Raw genomic sequence first — 15,950 nt, 5'->3', positions numbered from 1 at the left:
ACTCGATGAAAAGGAGGAACTTAAAATGGATCAGCAGCAGATCAAACAAAAGGTGCTCGATATTCTCGATCATCATAAGATCGGTACGCTTGCCACGGTTGAACAGGGGAAGCCCAATTCCCGCTATATGACGTTCTTCCACGACGGAATGACACTCTACACGCCGACAAGCGATGAAACACACAAAGCCGAAGAGATCGACAACAATCCGAATGTCCATGTGCTTTTAGGCTATGACGGAGAAGGCTTCGGCGACGCTTATCTGGAAATCAAGGGGACGGCCGAGCTGAACCACTCAAAAGAATTAAAGGATCAAATCTGGGATGAACGACTTGAGCGCTGGTTTGACGGAAAAGACGATCCAAACCTGACCGTGCTTGAAATCCATCCTTCGGAAATCAGGCTGATGAACGGAGGGGAAAGCACTCCGGTGACCCTTGATTTATAGCACAGTTTGTCATTTGGATCATTCTGTAGTATAATACAACACAGGAACACGCTAAGAGCAAATAATGAAAAGTAAACTTCTTTTTTCTTTCTTAGAAGATGCTTGTTTTCTTCCTCTGACCGCCCCTAACACAGGCTAGAGGGAAAAAAGACTTTTTGTTTCACAATTCACACTGGCGCGGCTTCGGAGCCGCAAGGACGATTGAGAGGTAGGGCTTTCGTTGTCTTGGTTTCAGAAATTCCATGGTGTTTACTTTCACTCGGAACGATAGATGCTGATCTTCCGCAGTTTTAGCGGACTTTTGAATATAAATATTTGCTCGAATAAAAAGACTAAATGAAATGGAAAACCGCTTTGGCGCATGCTGAAGCGGTTTTTTAAATTTCCGAAACCTTTCCTCGCAGTAAGAAGTCTAATCAATAGACTGGAGGACAGGAATATGGATGTTTTAACTTCAAAAGTACTCTTGATTTTTTGTTTTTTATTGCTCATACACTCTATTGAAACATTGGCTTATGCGGCCCGGCTGTCCGGCGCCAGAGTCGGGTTTATCGCTTCGGCTCTGTCCTTGTTTAATGTGATGGTGATCGTCTCGAGAATGTCCAATATGATTCAGCAGCCTGTGACGGGGAAGCTCGTTGATATGGCAGGCGCGGATGCACTCTCACTCGTGGGAAAGCAGTTTCGGTTTTTAATCTTCGGCTCAACCGTCGGGACCATCTGCGGAATGCTCCTCTTGCCGACATTCATCGCCGTTTTTTCGCGGGCGATCATTCATTTGGCCGGTAAGGACGGTTCTGTTTTGCACGTGTTTCGCAAGGCGTTTTCGAAAAGCAGCCTGAAAAATATGAGGCGCTATTTGAAAAGGCCGACTATACAATATGCAAAAGGCTTTCAGTTTCGCTTCATCCCAAAACGGCTGTTCGTTTTAAACATGGTGATCACGGCCATTTACACGATCGGTGTGCTGGCCGCCTTATACGCCGGTGTTCTCGTTCCGGAACGGCACACAACGGCAGTGATGGCATCAGGACTTGTCAATGGAATCGCAACGATGCTGTTGGCGCTGTTTGTCGATCCGAAGGTTTCCGTGCTGGCCGATGATGTGGCCAAAGGGAAGCGGAGCTATGTTTATTTGAAATGGGCCTCTGTCACAATGGCCGTATCCAGGGTAACCGGCACGGTTCTTGCGCAAATTTTGTTTATACCGGCATCTTACTATATCGCATGGATGACCAAATGGATGTAGGTGTTATTTGACGAAATGATCAAAAAGCGAATGATATTATTTCGTTTTGTAAGATAAAGAAGAATGAAGTATAATATTACGGATGGTGAATACCTTTACAGCTTTCTTTTATTAATTGTCGACTATGTCATCCTGTGGTAGTCTATTTGGGGCGGTGATAATAGTGGATAATGTGAAAAGAGTAAGAGTAAAGGTAAAAAAGAAGAAGAAAAAACGGCGGAAAATCATCAAACGGCTGTTGCTATTCATCGTACTGCTTATCATTGCTGTTACAGGATACAGCATCTACGAATACCGACAAGGTTTATCAGAGTCAGACGGAAGCTTTAAAAACGATGGTCAGTTCGAGTTCAACGGGGAAGGCTCGGATTTGGATGAAGTGAACGTCCTCGTACTCGGAATCGATTCCAGGGGGGAAGAGCATTCAAGATCGGATTCGATGATGGTCATTCATTACGATAAAAAACAAAAGCAGCCTAAATTGATCTCGATCATGAGGGACAGCTATGTCGATATACCGGGGCATGAAAAGCAAAAAATCAATGCAGCATATGCTTTCGGCGGCCCTGAGCTTGTCCGTCAAACACTGAAGGAAAACTTCGGTTTGAACATCAATTACTATGCCGTACTCGATTTTAAAGGGTTTGCCAAAGTCGTCGATGCGATTGCCCCCGATGGCATTGAAGTCAATGTGCCGAAAAGGATGTCTTACGGAATCGGCATGACATTGGAACCGGGAAAGCAGGTTCTTCACGGTGACAAACTGCTCGGATATGTCCGGTTTAGACATGACAGAGAAAGCGACTTTGGACGGGTAAGAAGGCAACAGGAGGTCTTTGGAAAGCTGGAGAAAGAAGCGGTGAATATCGGAAATGTCGCGCGGCTTCCGAAGGTGTTGGGCCTCGTCGACCCGTATGTCGAGACAAACCTTCCGAACGGCGTCATATTTTCAGTCGGTAAAGACTTCTTTTTAGGAGAAACAAAAGAAACGAAAAGCTTCAGGCTGCCTGTTGACGGCTCATATACAAATCTAAGAGATCCAAAATACGGAGATGTGTTGGATTTGGATCTGGAAAAAAATAAAGAAGCACTGCAACAATTTCTTGACGAGGGATCCGCCGAATAACACGGCGGATCTTATTTTTGAGCATATTTTTTCAAACCCCGGTCATAAAGAAAGTTTCCGAACGGAACAAAAGCGACGAGCAGACCCGCGGCAGGCCATTTCAGCGACCACCTCAAGGCGAATGTCACATATAACAGAACGAGCAGATAGATGATAAACAATCCGCCGTGAAGCGATCCGACGATTGTGACGGCCATCGGATAACCCGCCCAGTATTTCAGAGGCATGGCGACAAAAAGCAGGATTAAGAGTGACATGCCTTCAATAAACCCCATCGTTCGAAGGCGGCCAATCGGTGTTTGCAGCATGAGATACCCTCCCTGTTCTAATCTTACCTCTATAATATAGACTAAATGTATACAATTAGAACAGGCCCCGCGTTTATTTTTGTGCCGGAATTTTCATTAAAGCCCCGAAATATTGCTGTGCCGTCGTAAAGCAAATAAATGCTGTAAGCTCTGCGATTTCTTCATCAGAGAACATCTCTTTCAGCACGTCAAACTGCCTGTCGCCGATTCGGTCTCTTTCTGACAGAAACACTTCCGCAAAGCCCATGGCAAGGCTGGTTTTTTCAAGATTGGAAGCTTCAGGCTTGCCCTTAGCCTTGCAATATTCACAGCCGTTGCCCTGTGCCAGCACTCGGCGTACCTGTTCCTTCAGCTCCTTTGATAACAAACCGTCTCCGGAAAGTTCGTCCGCCAATGCCGTCCAGGCTGAAAGAACCGATTCGGAATGCCCTAAAAGTCTTTGAAACGGAGTCTCTCCCCTTGATGAAGGAATAATTCTTGTCATATCTTGATCACCTCTCCATAATAGTATCTAACTCACCCTTCAATAGGAATTTCATTCGTAAAGATATATCGATCAATGTTTTATAAATGATACGAAAAAGGGGGACATGACTTTGCAAATGGATGAGATCGATTACAAAATCATCGAAGAATTGAAAAAAGACAGCCGCTCGTCGATGAGGGAGCTCGGGAGGAAGATCAATCTTTCCGCTCCGGCGGTAACGGAAAGGGTCAGACGTCTTGAAGCATTCGGCATCATTAAAAAGTACACATTGGCTATCGATTATCAGAAAGTCGGACTTCCGGTCTCCTGCATCATTGAAGCGACGGTTAAAAACGGGGAGTATGAAAGGTTTAAAACCTACATCGAACGTCTGCCGAACATCGAATTTTGCTACCGGATCGCGGGAGCGGCCTGCTATATGCTGAAAATAAACGCCGAAAGCCTGGCGCAAATCGAAGCGTTTATCAATCAAACGTCCCCTTACGCTCAGACGGTGACACATGTCATTTTTTCAGAAATCAAAACGAAAGACTTTGAACGTTAGAGATGAATCCTTTCCATCTGTTATAATAAAAGGATGGATGAATAAGAAAGAGATGTGATGGACTTGGCAAAAACAGTCGTTTTAGCAGAAAAACCTTCAGTCGGCCGGGATTTGGCCCGCGTGCTGAAGTGTCATAAAAAGGGAAATGGATATCTTGAAGGAGACCGCTACATCGTGACATGGGCGCTCGGCCACTTGGTCACATTGGCGGACCCGGAAGGCTATGGAAAAGAGTATCAGTCATGGCGCCTTGAAGACCTGCCGATTATTCCTGAGCCATTAAAGCTGATCGTCATCAAAAAGACAGGGAAGCAATTTCAGGCGGTCAAATCACAGCTGATCAGAAAAGATGTCAAAGACATCGTCATCGCCACAGATGCAGGACGGGAAGGCGAGCTTGTCGCCCGCTGGATCATCGACAAGGCAAAGGTCACCAAGCCCTTGAAACGCTTGTGGATTTCATCTGTCACAGACAAAGCGATCAAAGACGGATTTAAAAACTTAAAGAACGGCAAAGAATTTGAAAACTTGTATCATTCCGCCGTGGCAAGAGCCGAAGCTGACTGGATCGTCGGCATCAACGCGACAAGGGCGCTGACGACGAAATTCAATGCCCAGCTTTCCTGCGGCCGCGTGCAGACGCCGACACTGGCAATGATCGCCAAACGTGAGGAAGACATCAAAAACTTTAAGCCTGTTCCTTACTATGGCCTGCGCGCCGCAGTTGACGGCATGGCGCTGACATGGCAGGACAAAAAAACAAAGCAGACCCGCACCTTCAATGCATCTGTGACCTCTCAGCTTGCAAAAGCTCTGCAAGGCAAACCGGCGGTCATTTCTGATTTGAAGAAAACGGCGAAAAAAAGCTTTGCACCCGGTCTCTATGATTTAACAGAATTGCAAAGGGACGCCCATAAACGCTTCGGCTTCTCCGCGAAAGAAACACTGTCCGTCTTACAAAAGCTCTATGAGCAGCACAAGCTTGTCACATACCCGCGGACGGATTCACGATTTCTTTCAAACGACATCGTTCCGACGCTGAAAGACCGGTTGGAAGGGATGCAGGTCAAGCCTTATGCCCAGCATGTCAACCGGATTTTGCAGCGCGGGATCAAAGCGGGCAAAAACTTTGTCAATGATGCGAAAGTATCCGACCACCACGCGATTATTCCAACGGAAGAGCCGCTTTCGCTCGGCGCTTTAAGCGATAAGGAGAGAAAGCTGTACGACTTGATTGCCAAGCGTTTTCTGTCCGTTTTGCTGCCTCCGTTTGAATATGAAGAAACAAAGGTGTTTGCCGAAATCGGCGGCGAAACCTTTACGGCAAAAGGAAAAACCGTTCAGTCCCAAGGCTGGAAAGCGGTGTATGACTATGCCGATGATGAGGACGATGAGGAAGAAAAGGATCAAACTCTTCCCAAGCTTGCAAAAGGCGACAAGCTGCCCGTCCGTGCTCTGACAGAAACCAAAGGGGAAACAAAGCCGCCTGCGCGTTTTAATGAAGGAACATTGCTGTCGGCGATGGAAAATCCGTCCGCATTTATGCAAGGGGAAGAAAAGAACCTTGTGAAAACGCTTGGCGAGACGGGCGGACTCGGGACGGTCGCGACCCGCGCCGACATTATCGAAAAGCTGTTCAACACATTTTTGATCGAGAAAAAAGGAAAAGATATTTATATCACTTCAAAAGGCAAACAGCTCCTTGAACTTGTCCCAAGCGATTTAAAATCGCCGGCGCTGACCGCGGAGTGGGAGCAGAAGCTGTCAGGCATAGCAAAAGGCAAGCTGAAATCGGCCGCCTTCATCAAGGAAATGAAGGAGTATACGAAGCAGACGATCAAGGAAATCAAAAGCAGCAATCAAACATTCAAGCATGATAACATCACAGGCACGCACTGCCCAGAATGCGGAAAACTGATGCTGAAAGTAAACGGCAAGCGCGGCACAATGCTCGTCTGTCAGGACAGGGAATGCGGCCACCGCAAAACGGTCGCCAAACAAACGAACGCCCGCTGTCCGGTCTGCCATAAACGGATGGAGCTGCGCGGCCACGGAGAAGGCCAGACCTTCGCCTGCGTCTGCGGCCACAGAGAAAAGCTCTCTGTTTTTGAAAAGCGCAGAGCAAAAGACAAAAACTCAAAAGCGTCCAAACGCGACGTACATGCCTACATGAAAAAGCAAAACAAGGATGAGCCGGTCAACAACGCGCTCGCCGAACAGCTGAAGAAGCTGAAGCTTGATCAATAACAAAGCTTGCAGAGCCTGCCTCTGCAAGCTTTTTTTCTAGCGGGTACGCCGCAAAACGTTTCAGCAAAAATGGGAGGTGGTAAGGAAAGAAACAAAGGAGGACGTAGTATGGCAAACAAAACCGCAGGAAAAATAGCAGCAGAGCTGTTGAAAGAATGGAATATCCATCATGTATACGGCATGCCGGGAGACAGCATCAATGAATGGATCGATGATTTGCGGCATGAAGAAAGCAATATTCGCTTTATTCAAGTGCGCCATGAGGAAACCGCGGCTCTCGCTGCTGCGGCTGAGGCGAAATTAACCGGCAAAATCGGTGTCTGCCTGTCGATTGCAGGGCCGGGCGCCGTTCATTTGCTGAACGGGCTGTACGATGCGAAAGCCGATGGCGCACCTGTGCTGGCGATTACGGGACAGGTGTCTTCGAATCAGATTGGCAGGGATTATTTTCAGGAGATCGGTCTTGAGAGACTGTTTGAGGATGTATCTGTCTTCAATCAGCAGGTCCATTCGGCAGAGGCGCTTCCGGATCTTCTCAATCAGGCGATCCGCACCGCATACAGCCAAAAAGGGCCCGCCGTTCTATCCGTCTCCGATGATGTGTTTGCCGAAAGAGTCGAGCGAAAGCCGGTGTATACATCAGCGCTCTATATCGACGGCGACCTTCGCCCGAAGCAAAGTCAGCTACTGCAATGCGCCCAATTGATCAATGAGGCGAAAAAGCCGGTGATTTTGGCCGGAAGAGGAATGAAAGCGGCGAGGGAGGAACTGCTGGCGTTTGCAGATAAAGCGGCCGCTCCAATCATCATCACGCTTCCGGCAAAAGGGATTGTTCCCGACCGGCATCCGCATATGCTCGGAAATCTCGGGCACATCGGGACAAAGCCCGCATATGAAGCGATGGAGGAATGCGACCTCTTGATCATGCTGGGGACTTCGTTTCCTTACCGCGATTATCTGCCGGAGGGTGCAGCGGCTGTTCAGCTCGACAACAATCCTGCAAAAATCGGCAAGCGGTATCCGGTAAAAGCGGCCCTTGTCTGTGATGCCAAGCTTGGGCTCGCTGAACTGACGAGAACAATCGAACGAAAAACGAACCGTTCATTCTTAGAAAGCTGTACAGAACATATGAACAAATGGCGGCAGCAATTAGAAAAAGACGAACAAGTGGCGACATCACCGCTGAAGCCGCAGCAGGTGATCGCAAGGCTTGAAGATGCAGTCGCAGATGATGCGGTGCTGTCGGTTGACGTCGGGAATGTGACGGTATGGATGGCCCGCCATTTTCAAATGACGGGTCAGGAGTTTCTGATTTCAAGCTGGCTCGGTACGATGGGCTGCGGTTTACCCGGCGCGATTTCCGCCAAGCTGTCGCACCCCGGGCGCCAGGTGGTGGCCGTTTGCGGAGATGGCGGCTTCAGCATGTCGATGCACGATTTTCCGACCGCTGTCAAATACGACCTTCCGCTTGTCGTCGTCATATTCAATAATCAAAACTTGGGGATGATTCAATATGAACAGCAGGAAAAGGGGCATCTTGAATATGCGACAGATCTCGAAAACATCGATTTCGCCAAATTTGCCGAAGCCTGCGGCGGGAAAGGCTTCAGTGTGGTCAAGCATGAAGAGCTCATCCCGGCGTTGAAAAGCGCTTTTGCCTCACAAAAACCGGCCATTATTGATGTGACGATCGAAGACGAGCCGCCGCTTCCCGGAAAGATATCCTATACACAAGCGGCGAACTACAGCAAATATATGGTGAAGAAATTCTTTGGAAAAAAAGAACTGGACTTGCCTCCGCTAAAGAAAAGTATAAAAAGGTTATTTTAATGATTTTGCCAAGGGGCAGCAGCTTCCTTGGCGATTTTTTTCCGATTCCGTTGATTTATCGGCTGTTTATATGGAAAATAAAAGAAGGCGGGGCGTGTAAAACAGCCGGCCGACAGCGCACCAAAACCCATCTCACAATGAAAAGGGAGGGGTTATCAAAATGCAGCTTTTTCAAAAGCGAAGCGCCGCGGTGATAGCGGCGGCATTATGGTCGGGATTGTTGTTCATTCCTCAGCAGGCGTTTGCCCATGGTTTTGTTGAAAAGCCCGAAAGCAGGGCGGCTTTGTGCAGCGAGTCCTATGGACTGCTCAATTTGAATTGCGGCAGCGTCATGTATGAACCGCAAAGCCTGGAGGCGAAAAAGGGGTTTCCGCAGGACGGACCTGCTGATGGGCAAATTGCATCTGCGGGCGGACTGTTCGGCGGCATTCTTGATCAGCAGTCTGAGAATCGCTGGTTTAAACACATCATGACCGGAGGCGTCCATACATTTACTTGGACATATACCGCTCCCCACAAAACGAGCCAATGGCACTACTATATCACCAAAAAAGACTGGGACCCCAATCAGCCGCTGAAAAGAGCCGACTTTGAAGCGATCGGCACAATAGAACATGACGGGTCTCCTGCATCCAATCATCTATCCCATCAAATAGAAGTGCCACAAGATCGCCAAGGATACCATGTGATTTTGGCCGTTTGGGATGTGGCTGATACTGAAAACGCTTTCTATCAAGCGATTGATGTTCAGCTTGTGAGCCCATAAGCGTCCGATCAGGATTCTGGCAGAGTGGGTTTTGGTGCAAATATAAAAAAAGCCTGTCTTTGACAAGCTTTCATTACAGGTTATTTGTTTTTCTTCATCGCCGCAGCCATAAACGGAAGAACCGTTCCAAACAGCATCGTGCCTCCGAAGAAGTTGCCGAGATAAGGCTGTCCGATCAGATAGCACACGGCAAACACGAGAGCCGCCAGTCCGATCATCACATAGGCCGGAAAGAATCTTTTTTGAAAGCTCATCCTTTGGGTGATCCGGAAAAAGATCAGTCCGATAACAAGCGGGACAAGCCATAAGTAGAATAGGACAAATATTTTCATTGCGAAAACCTCATATTTTTTTATCTATCATACCAGATAAACGGTAAAAAAGGGTGTGACAAGTTTCGAACTTATTTGCCGCGCTCGGCGTATTCTTTCCTCAGGAGTCCGTAGACGAAATGATCGGCAAAATGATCATGAAGCCATTCGCATTGTCTGAGGCAGCCTTCTTTCACAAATCCGAGCCTTTCGGGTATCGCCCGGCTTCTGCTGTTTTTAACCGCCGCCCTGATTTCAACCCGGTTGAGTTCATATTCGTTAAACATCATATCAATCAGCGCGCGGCATGCGCTCGTCATGATTCCTTTTCCCTGATGAGATTCACCGAGCCAGTAGCCGATCGATGTCGTTCGGTTGGTCCAATTGATATAGTGCAGGCCGATCATGCCGGCGAATTGCTGTTGATGCCAGATCCCTGCCTGAAAGCCGTTATTCGCGGCAGCCTGCTTCATGGCATCCTCGATAAAAGCTTCGGTGTCTTCAAGCTTCTTCGTTCCGTCGACCCAGTACAGCCATTTTCTTAAATGCTGTTTGGATTGCTGGATCTGTTTGTAGACGGCGGGTGCATCCTTTGGTTCAAGCATTTTTAAATACAGATCATGATCAATCTTCAGTGTGAACATCCAGAATCCTCCTTTTCTCCAGTATAAAGAAAAAAGCCGACCGAAGTCAGCTTTTTTAACCGGTAAATGTATCAAAAATGAGAAACACGTTAAGTCCGACGATCAGAACAGCAATGATCCATGATACGGCTGTCACCCATGCGGCGTTTTTAAGGCTTCCCATGATCCGCTTATTGCTTGTAAATAGAATAAGCGGAATGAGAGCGAAGGCGATTCCGAACGACAGGACGACCTGGCTTAACACGAGGGCGGTTGTCGGGTTGACGCCTGAAGCAATGATGGCAATCGGCGGCAAAATCGTGATAAATCGTCTTAAATAAAGCGGAATTCGAAAATTGATGAATCCTTGCATAATAATATCTCCCGAAAGTGTTCCGACAGATGAACTGGATAAGCCTGCCGTCAAAAGTCCGATGCCGAACAACACGGCTGACAGCGGACTGACCATTGTGCTGAAATGGCTGAAGGCGACATCCAGATCCTCGACAAAAATCCCGTTTTTGAAAAACAATGCGGCGGCAACGATCAGCATGCTCGCATTGATCGCTCCGGCAATCAGCATGGCGATCAAAATATCGATAAATTCAAACCGGAATATTTTTTTCTTTTCAGCATCCGTTTTTCCAACCACCCTTCTTTGGGTGAGAGCGGAGTGCAAGTAAATGGCGTGCGGCATAACCGTTGCTCCGAGGATCCCCGCCGCCAGAAGAATGCTGTCGGTTCCGTCAAAGCGAGGGACAAACATGCCCTCCAAAACCGATCCAATGTCAGGCTTTGCAAAAAAAGTCTGAAAGGCAAAGGCGATCACGACGATAAACAGCATTCCTGTAATCGCCGCTTCGAGCGGGCGGACGCCGCGCCGTTGCAGCTCCAGGATCGCGAATGATCCAGCCGCTGCAATGAGCGATGCTTCAAGAAGCGGAATGCCGAACAATAGATAAAGGCCGAGAGCCGCTCCGATAAATTCGGCAAGGTCTGTCGCGATGACGACGAGCTCTCCCTGAATCCAAAGGCCGACCGACACCGGTTTTGGGAATTCCTCCCTTGCAACCTCGGGAAGATTTTTGCCCGTTGCAATGCCGAGCTTGGCGGACAGCGACTGTATAAGCAGCGCCATAATATTCGAAAAAAGAATAACCCATAAAAGCAAATATCCGTACTTGGAACCTGCAGCAATGTTTGTGGCAAAGTTGCCGGGATCGATATAGGCGATGGCAGCTATAAAAGCCGGCCCCAGAAAAGGAAGGAGCCTTTTGAAACCTTTGCTTTTTCCATCTAGTGCGTCTTGAGCTTCTTTTGATATTTGTGCGTGTCTGGACATATCTTGACTGACCATATGATTCACCTAGATTCTCGTTGTTTTTTCCTTGTACATAAAAGTTTCCTTAATGCAAATTCCATATTCATCATATGCCCTGACATTATGAATTGTCAACCATAAGATGCGTAGTTTATACAAGCCAAACAAAAACCAGCACCGCTCCCTGCGATGCTGGCTGCCTCTGTCCTATGCTTCAGACCGCGAACCTGTTCTTCCCCGGAACAGAAGATTCAAAATAAAGACGAGGATTGCGGCTCCGATGATAGCCGGAAAAATGGCGAATCCAGCAATGTCAGGCCCCCACGTTCCGAACAGCCCGTGACCGATCCAGGCTCCGACAAAGCCGACAACCATGGAGCCGATCCATCCGCCGGGAGCGCCGCTGCCTCCGATTGCACCTCCGATCAAACCGATGACAATTGCAACAATTAAAGAAACGAGAAATCCCAACATTGTCATTCCACCCTCTTTCAATTGTTTTATATTGAATGTTTAGCCTTCCTGAAGCACTGCTAAACACGTAAAAACATATCGGGTGAAACGAATGGCTACTCCTCGAGCAGCGAGGCGCCGGCTATGCCGGGATGTGTCATCTCGTAAGGATCGAGAATCAGATCAAGCTCCTCTTCTGTCAGCACATCATGCAGCAAACAAAGTTCGCGAACCGATTGTCCTGTCGCAATCGCTTCTTTTGCGATTCTTGCCGCTGCTTCATATCCGAGATGGGGGTTGACGGCGGTAATGACGCCGACGCTTTTTTCCACGAATTCCTTCAGCCTGATTTCATTTGCTTCGATTCCTTTGATACAGTAATCGGTAAAGACGCGGAAGCCGTTGTTCATGATTTTGATCGACTGCAGCAGGTTGAAAACAAGGACGGGTTCCATCACGTTTAATTCAAGCTGTCCCGCTTCTGAAGCAAGGCAGATCGTATGATCATTGCCGATGACCTGGAATGCGATCTGGTTCATCACCTCAGGCATGACAGGGTTCACTTTACCCGGCATGATCGAAGAGCCGGGCTGGCGCGGCGGCAGCCGGATTTCCGCAAGACCCGCTCTCGGACCTGAAGCCATTAAGCGGATATCGTTGGCGATTTTGGACATGTTCATCATCCCGACTTTAAGGGCGGCGGACACTTCTGTGTAGGCATCGGTGTTCTGGGTGGCGTCAACAAGATGGTCCGCTCCTTTCAGCTGATAGCCGCTGATTTCTGACAGGTGCTCGACGACGCTTTTGATATATCTTGGGTCGGCGTTTAAGCCTGTGCCGACTGCGGTCGCTCCCATATTGACTTCATACAAATGGTGCCGGGACTGTTTAATTCGCTCGATGTCTCTTTCAATCACGCGCGAATAGGCTTCAAACTCCTGTCCGAGCCGGATCGGAACCGCGTCTTGAAGATGGGTCCGTCCCATTTTGATGACGGAATCAAATTCAGCCGCTTTTTGTCGGAATGCGTCAAGCATATCCTCCATCGTCCCTAAAAGCTTTTTGATATGATTCAATGTCGCCAGGTGAATCGCCGTCGGAAAAACGTCATTCGTTGACTGCGCCATGTTGACATGTGTGTTTGGACTTAAATGAAAATAGTCGCCTTTGTCTCTTCCTAAAAGCTCCAATCCTCTATTCGCGATCACCTCGTTGGTGTTCATGTTCATTGAGGTCCCGGCTCCGCCTTGAATGGGATCGACGATAAAATGATCGTGCCAGAGTCCGTCCATGATTTCACCGGCCGCCTTGATGATGACCTCGCCGAGATCTTTATACAGCCGCTTGATTTCCATGTTGGAGAGAGCGGCCGCTTTTTTGACCATAGCCAAAGCTTTAATCAGCTCTTCATCGATCTGATAGCCGGTGATCGGAAAATTTTCAACGGCTCTCATCGTCTGTACCCCGTAATAAGCATCAGCCGGAACTTCTTTTTCTCCTAGAAAGTCTTTTTCAATCCGGGTTGTTTTCGTTTCCATGGATAAGCCCCTCCGTGTGTTGTTTCTTATCATGTAGTGTGTCACGATCCGCCGCATTTTAATTTGCAGTAAAAAAAGTAAATTCGGCTCCCTAAAGCAGGTTGTCAAGTAATAAAAAGCCTGTTTTCAATAATCGAATCCGATCATTTGTATGACGAAAAATTTTCAAGGAAAGATATACAAAAACAGACAAATGGTCATATGGTTATGTTTGTGTATTATTCACTTCATTAAATTTCTTTACGGTTAAGCGTTTTTGTAGTAAAGTTCATAATAAATTTTGGAAGCAGGAAAGGAAGTACTGTGATGGGAAATGTACTGATGATTAATTTTCCAGGGGAAGGTCATATCAACCCCTCTATAGGTGTAACGAAAGAATTGCAAAGCCGTGGAGAAAAGGTCGTCTATTATGCAGTCGAAGAATACGCGGAAAAAATAAAAAAAACAGGGGCCGAAGTTCGTTTATATCCCGATTTTAGAGATGATTTATCCTTCGGGAGAAGCAGAACCGGTGATGAGAAAATGGACTTTGCCGAAATCGGTTTAAACATGGCAAAAAAGGCGGATGAAATCGTTCAGCTCATATACCGGGAAGTCAAAGATGAGCAATATGATTATGTCATTTTCGATCATCACTTTTTGGCAGGAAAAATCATTGCCGAAATGATGGGGCTGCCTTGCATTTCATTGTGCACGACGTTTGCCATGGATGAAGAACTGATCCATTCCTTTGGCAAAACGCATCAAACCGGTCTTGAAAACTCGCCTTGCTTAGAACAACTTCAGCAGTTTCTCTTGGAATTAAGTGACCGGTATCCTGTCAGCCTGAGCCAGCCGTTTGATGTCTTTTCATGCCCCGGAGACATCACAATCGTTTTCACTTCAAGGGAATTTCAGCCTCATGCTGAAAGGTTTGGAGAGGACTACTTGTTCGTCGGCCCGTCTGTCACGAGCCGCCACGACCCGGGCAGCTTCCCGATGCATGAACTCGAGGGCGAGACCGTCATCGTCATCTCAATGGGGACGATCTTCAATCGGCAAAAAGAGATTTACAATATGTGCATTGATGCCTTGCAAGACTTTGACGGAAAAGTGGTTATGTCAATCGGCAGACATACGAATCCGGATGAGCTGAACGACATCCCAGACCATTTTATCGTCAAGCCTTATATTCCGCAGCTGGAGCTTTTGAAAACCGCTGATTTGTTCGTTACACACGGCGGAATGAACAGCACAAATGAAGGGCTTTACTTTGATACACCGCTTATTGTCATCCCGATGGGAGGCGATCAGTTCTTCGTCGCCAGCCAGGTGGAAAGAGCAGGCGCCGGCGTTAAACTGGACAAAACAGAGCTCACATCAGAGGTTTTGCGGGAAAAGGTGAAAGAAGTGCTTGAAAACCGCTCCTATGCTGACAGCGCCGCCGACATCGGCAAATCGCTCCGAAGCGCCGGGGGCTACAAAAGGGCTGCTGATGCTATTTTTGAACTGGTGCATGAAACAGTGGAAAAGGGATAAAACTTCCCTTTTCCTTTTTTTCGTTTTGCAGACTGTTGGGTTTCCTGCATGGGGCATTGTGTTCATCACGGCATCCCGGCTTTCAATCCGGCGCAGTCTGCCAACCTTCCAATCCAAGCCCATTCAGGCGTCTCAACCAATTTTCCTTTTCCCATCCTTGAAGATGCTTCTCTACCCCGATACCTTTACACATTGATTGTTCAGTGATGTCATCATCATTTTGATTCCACCAATTCTCCGATGTTATTTGTTCAGGCGGTTTTGCCAAAAACGAGGATTCCTGAGGCGAATCATTGTATACTAAAACAAAACAACAAGGAGGACAGAATTCTCTTGGAGAAGACAGAGCTGGAAGAACAGTTGAAAATCATAGAAAAATGGGAAAAAGAACAGCAGAAAGTATGGTTTTGGGAAAGAATCGGCCGGCTTCCGTTTAAAGTGCTGGATAAGCTGACACCGGCTTTTATTCAAGACAAAATCGGCCTTTTGCTGGATGAAATCGGCGGTTTTATTCAAAACGGCGGTCAGTATTTGACGTCTGAAAAACATCTGATCCGCAAGTTTCAAAAAGAGCTTCCGAACGAAACGATGGAAACGATCGCTGATGTGCAAAAGGTGCCTTTAGCGGTGATGGACCAAATTTGCGAAGAGCTTGGCAAAAACAGAGCGAACACCGCGGCCGTGCAAGGGGCGACAACTGGTGTGGGCGGCCTTTTCACACTAGCGATCGATATTCCCGCCATCCTCGGCCTTTCTTTGAAAACCTTGCAGGATATCGCGGTGTCTTACGGCTATGATCCGAAAGAAAAGACAGAGCGGATGTTTATCATCAAATGCCTGCAGCTGAGTTCTGCCGATATCGTCGGAAAAAAAGCGATCATTCAAGAACTCAGCCAATATCATCGCAGCCCGGATGAACGCCAAAACATGATCTCGCAAATTCAAGGCTGGCGGGAAGTTGTCTATACATACCGCGATTCCTTCGGCTGGAAAAAGCTTTTTCAAATGGTGCCCATCGCCGGTATTCTGTTTGGCGCGATCACGAACCGTTCGATGATGAACGGTGTGGCGGAAACAGGCATGATGATGTATAAAAAACGGAGAATATTGGAGCGGCTGGAGGATATCGAGAAAGAACCGGAAAGATTGGGGGAATAGTTGAGGCGCTGAAACAATAGAGG

16 protein-coding genes and 1 pseudogene are annotated in these 15,950 nt (G+C 47.6%); 9 read left to right on the top strand and 8 right to left on the bottom strand.

The annotated features are described in order from the left end of the window. The first annotated feature begins 25 nt into the window (after positions 1–25). From M654_RS21085 to M654_RS21075, 3 genes are all read left to right on the top strand, one after another. Complete coding sequence (locus M654_RS21085) at positions 26–448, top strand: pyridoxamine 5'-phosphate oxidase family protein (RefSeq protein WP_026585954.1); 423 nt, start codon at positions 26–28, stop codon at positions 446–448. Positions 449–887: 439 nt separating this feature from the next. Next, positions 888–1,697, top strand: a complete 810-nt coding sequence (locus M654_RS21080) for a lipid II flippase Amj (RefSeq protein ID WP_026585955.1) — start codon at positions 888–890, stop codon at positions 1,695–1,697. A gap of 172 nt (positions 1,698–1,869) precedes the next feature. After that, positions 1,870–2,823: an LCP family protein gene (locus tag M654_RS21075; RefSeq protein WP_026585956.1), complete on the top strand. Its 954-nt coding sequence runs from the start codon at positions 1,870–1,872 to the stop codon at positions 2,821–2,823. Between the two features lie 11 nt (positions 2,824–2,834). On the opposite strand, the gene M654_RS21070 is transcribed toward M654_RS21075, so the two are convergent. Both M654_RS21070 and M654_RS21065 read right to left on the bottom strand, forming a co-directional pair. After that, positions 2,835–3,131 carry a DUF3817 domain-containing protein gene (locus M654_RS21070; RefSeq protein WP_026585957.1) on the bottom strand — a complete coding sequence of 99 codons (297 nt, stop codon included), beginning with the start codon at positions 3,129–3,131 and terminating at the stop codon, positions 2,835–2,837. A 73-nt stretch (positions 3,132–3,204) separates the two neighbouring features. Next, entirely contained in the window at positions 3,205–3,615 is a 411-nt protein-coding gene (locus tag M654_RS21065) for a carboxymuconolactone decarboxylase family protein (RefSeq protein WP_026585958.1), read from the bottom strand. A gap of 112 nt (positions 3,616–3,727) precedes the next feature. On the opposite strand from M654_RS21065, the gene M654_RS21060 reads away from it, so the two are divergent. The 4 genes and pseudogenes from M654_RS21060 to M654_RS21045 all read left to right on the top strand — a co-directional run. Next, complete coding sequence (locus M654_RS21060) at positions 3,728–4,162, top strand: transcriptional regulator LrpC (protein ID WP_026585959.1); 435 nt, start codon at positions 3,728–3,730, stop codon at positions 4,160–4,162. 63 nt (positions 4,163–4,225) lie between these two features. Then, entirely contained in the window at positions 4,226–6,409 is a 2,184-nt protein-coding gene (locus tag M654_RS21055; RefSeq protein ID WP_026585960.1) for a DNA topoisomerase III, read from the top strand. A 108-nt stretch (positions 6,410–6,517) separates the two neighbouring features. Next, positions 6,518–8,239, top strand: coding sequence for a pyruvate oxidase (locus M654_RS21050; RefSeq protein WP_026585961.1), 1,722 nt, complete (start codon positions 6,518–6,520; stop codon positions 8,237–8,239). Between the two features lie 160 nt (positions 8,240–8,399). Further along, positions 8,400–8,999 (top strand): annotated as a pseudogene (locus M654_RS21045) (lytic polysaccharide monooxygenase); the annotation flags it as partial. 86 nt (positions 9,000–9,085) lie between these two features. On the opposite strand, the gene M654_RS21040 reads toward M654_RS21045, so the two are convergent. The 5 genes from M654_RS21040 to aspA all read right to left on the bottom strand — a co-directional run bounded on the left by M654_RS21040 (position 9,086) and on the right by aspA (position 13,251). After that, positions 9,086–9,337 (bottom strand): hypothetical protein, encoded by a 252-nt coding sequence (locus M654_RS21040; RefSeq protein ID WP_026585964.1) that lies wholly within the window; start codon positions 9,335–9,337, stop codon positions 9,086–9,088. A gap of 71 nt (positions 9,338–9,408) precedes the next feature. Further along, positions 9,409–9,960: a GNAT family N-acetyltransferase gene (locus M654_RS21035; protein WP_026585965.1), complete on the bottom strand. Its 552-nt coding sequence runs from the start codon at positions 9,958–9,960 to the stop codon at positions 9,409–9,411. Between the two features lie 55 nt (positions 9,961–10,015). Next, positions 10,016–11,296: an Nramp family divalent metal transporter gene (locus tag M654_RS21030; protein ID WP_026585966.1), complete on the bottom strand. Its 1,281-nt coding sequence runs from the start codon at positions 11,294–11,296 to the stop codon at positions 10,016–10,018. Between the two features lie 171 nt (positions 11,297–11,467). After that, positions 11,468–11,734, bottom strand: a complete 267-nt coding sequence (locus M654_RS21025; protein ID WP_026585967.1) for a GlsB/YeaQ/YmgE family stress response membrane protein — start codon at positions 11,732–11,734, stop codon at positions 11,468–11,470. A 95-nt stretch (positions 11,735–11,829) separates the two neighbouring features. Then, complete coding sequence (aspA, locus tag M654_RS21020) at positions 11,830–13,251, bottom strand: aspartate ammonia-lyase (protein ID WP_026585968.1); 1,422 nt, start codon at positions 13,249–13,251, stop codon at positions 11,830–11,832. Positions 13,252–13,557: 306 nt separating this feature from the next. Here aspA and M654_RS21015 point away from each other — a divergent pair, with 306 nt between their 5' ends. Further along, entirely contained in the window at positions 13,558–14,769 is a 1,212-nt protein-coding gene (locus tag M654_RS21015; protein WP_026585969.1) for a macrolide family glycosyltransferase, read from the top strand. An 82-nt stretch (positions 14,770–14,851) separates the two neighbouring features. On the opposite strand, the gene M654_RS21010 is transcribed toward M654_RS21015, so the two are convergent. Continuing rightward, positions 14,852–15,037 (bottom strand): hypothetical protein, encoded by a 186-nt coding sequence (locus M654_RS21010; protein ID WP_142246053.1) that lies wholly within the window; start codon positions 15,035–15,037, stop codon positions 14,852–14,854. A 65-nt stretch (positions 15,038–15,102) separates the two neighbouring features. On the opposite strand from M654_RS21010, the gene M654_RS21005 reads away from it, so the two are divergent. Beyond that, positions 15,103–15,927, top strand: coding sequence for an EcsC family protein (locus M654_RS21005; protein WP_442858854.1), 825 nt, complete (start codon positions 15,103–15,105; stop codon positions 15,925–15,927). Positions 15,928–15,950 lie beyond the last annotated feature (23 nt).

It is taken from the genome of Bacillus sp. NSP9.1, assembly GCF_000465465.2.
In the GTDB taxonomy this organism is placed as follows: domain Bacteria; phylum Bacillota; class Bacilli; order Bacillales; family Bacillaceae; genus Bacillus; species Bacillus sonorensis_A.
This window is presented reverse-complemented; position numbering and strand designations above follow the sequence as displayed.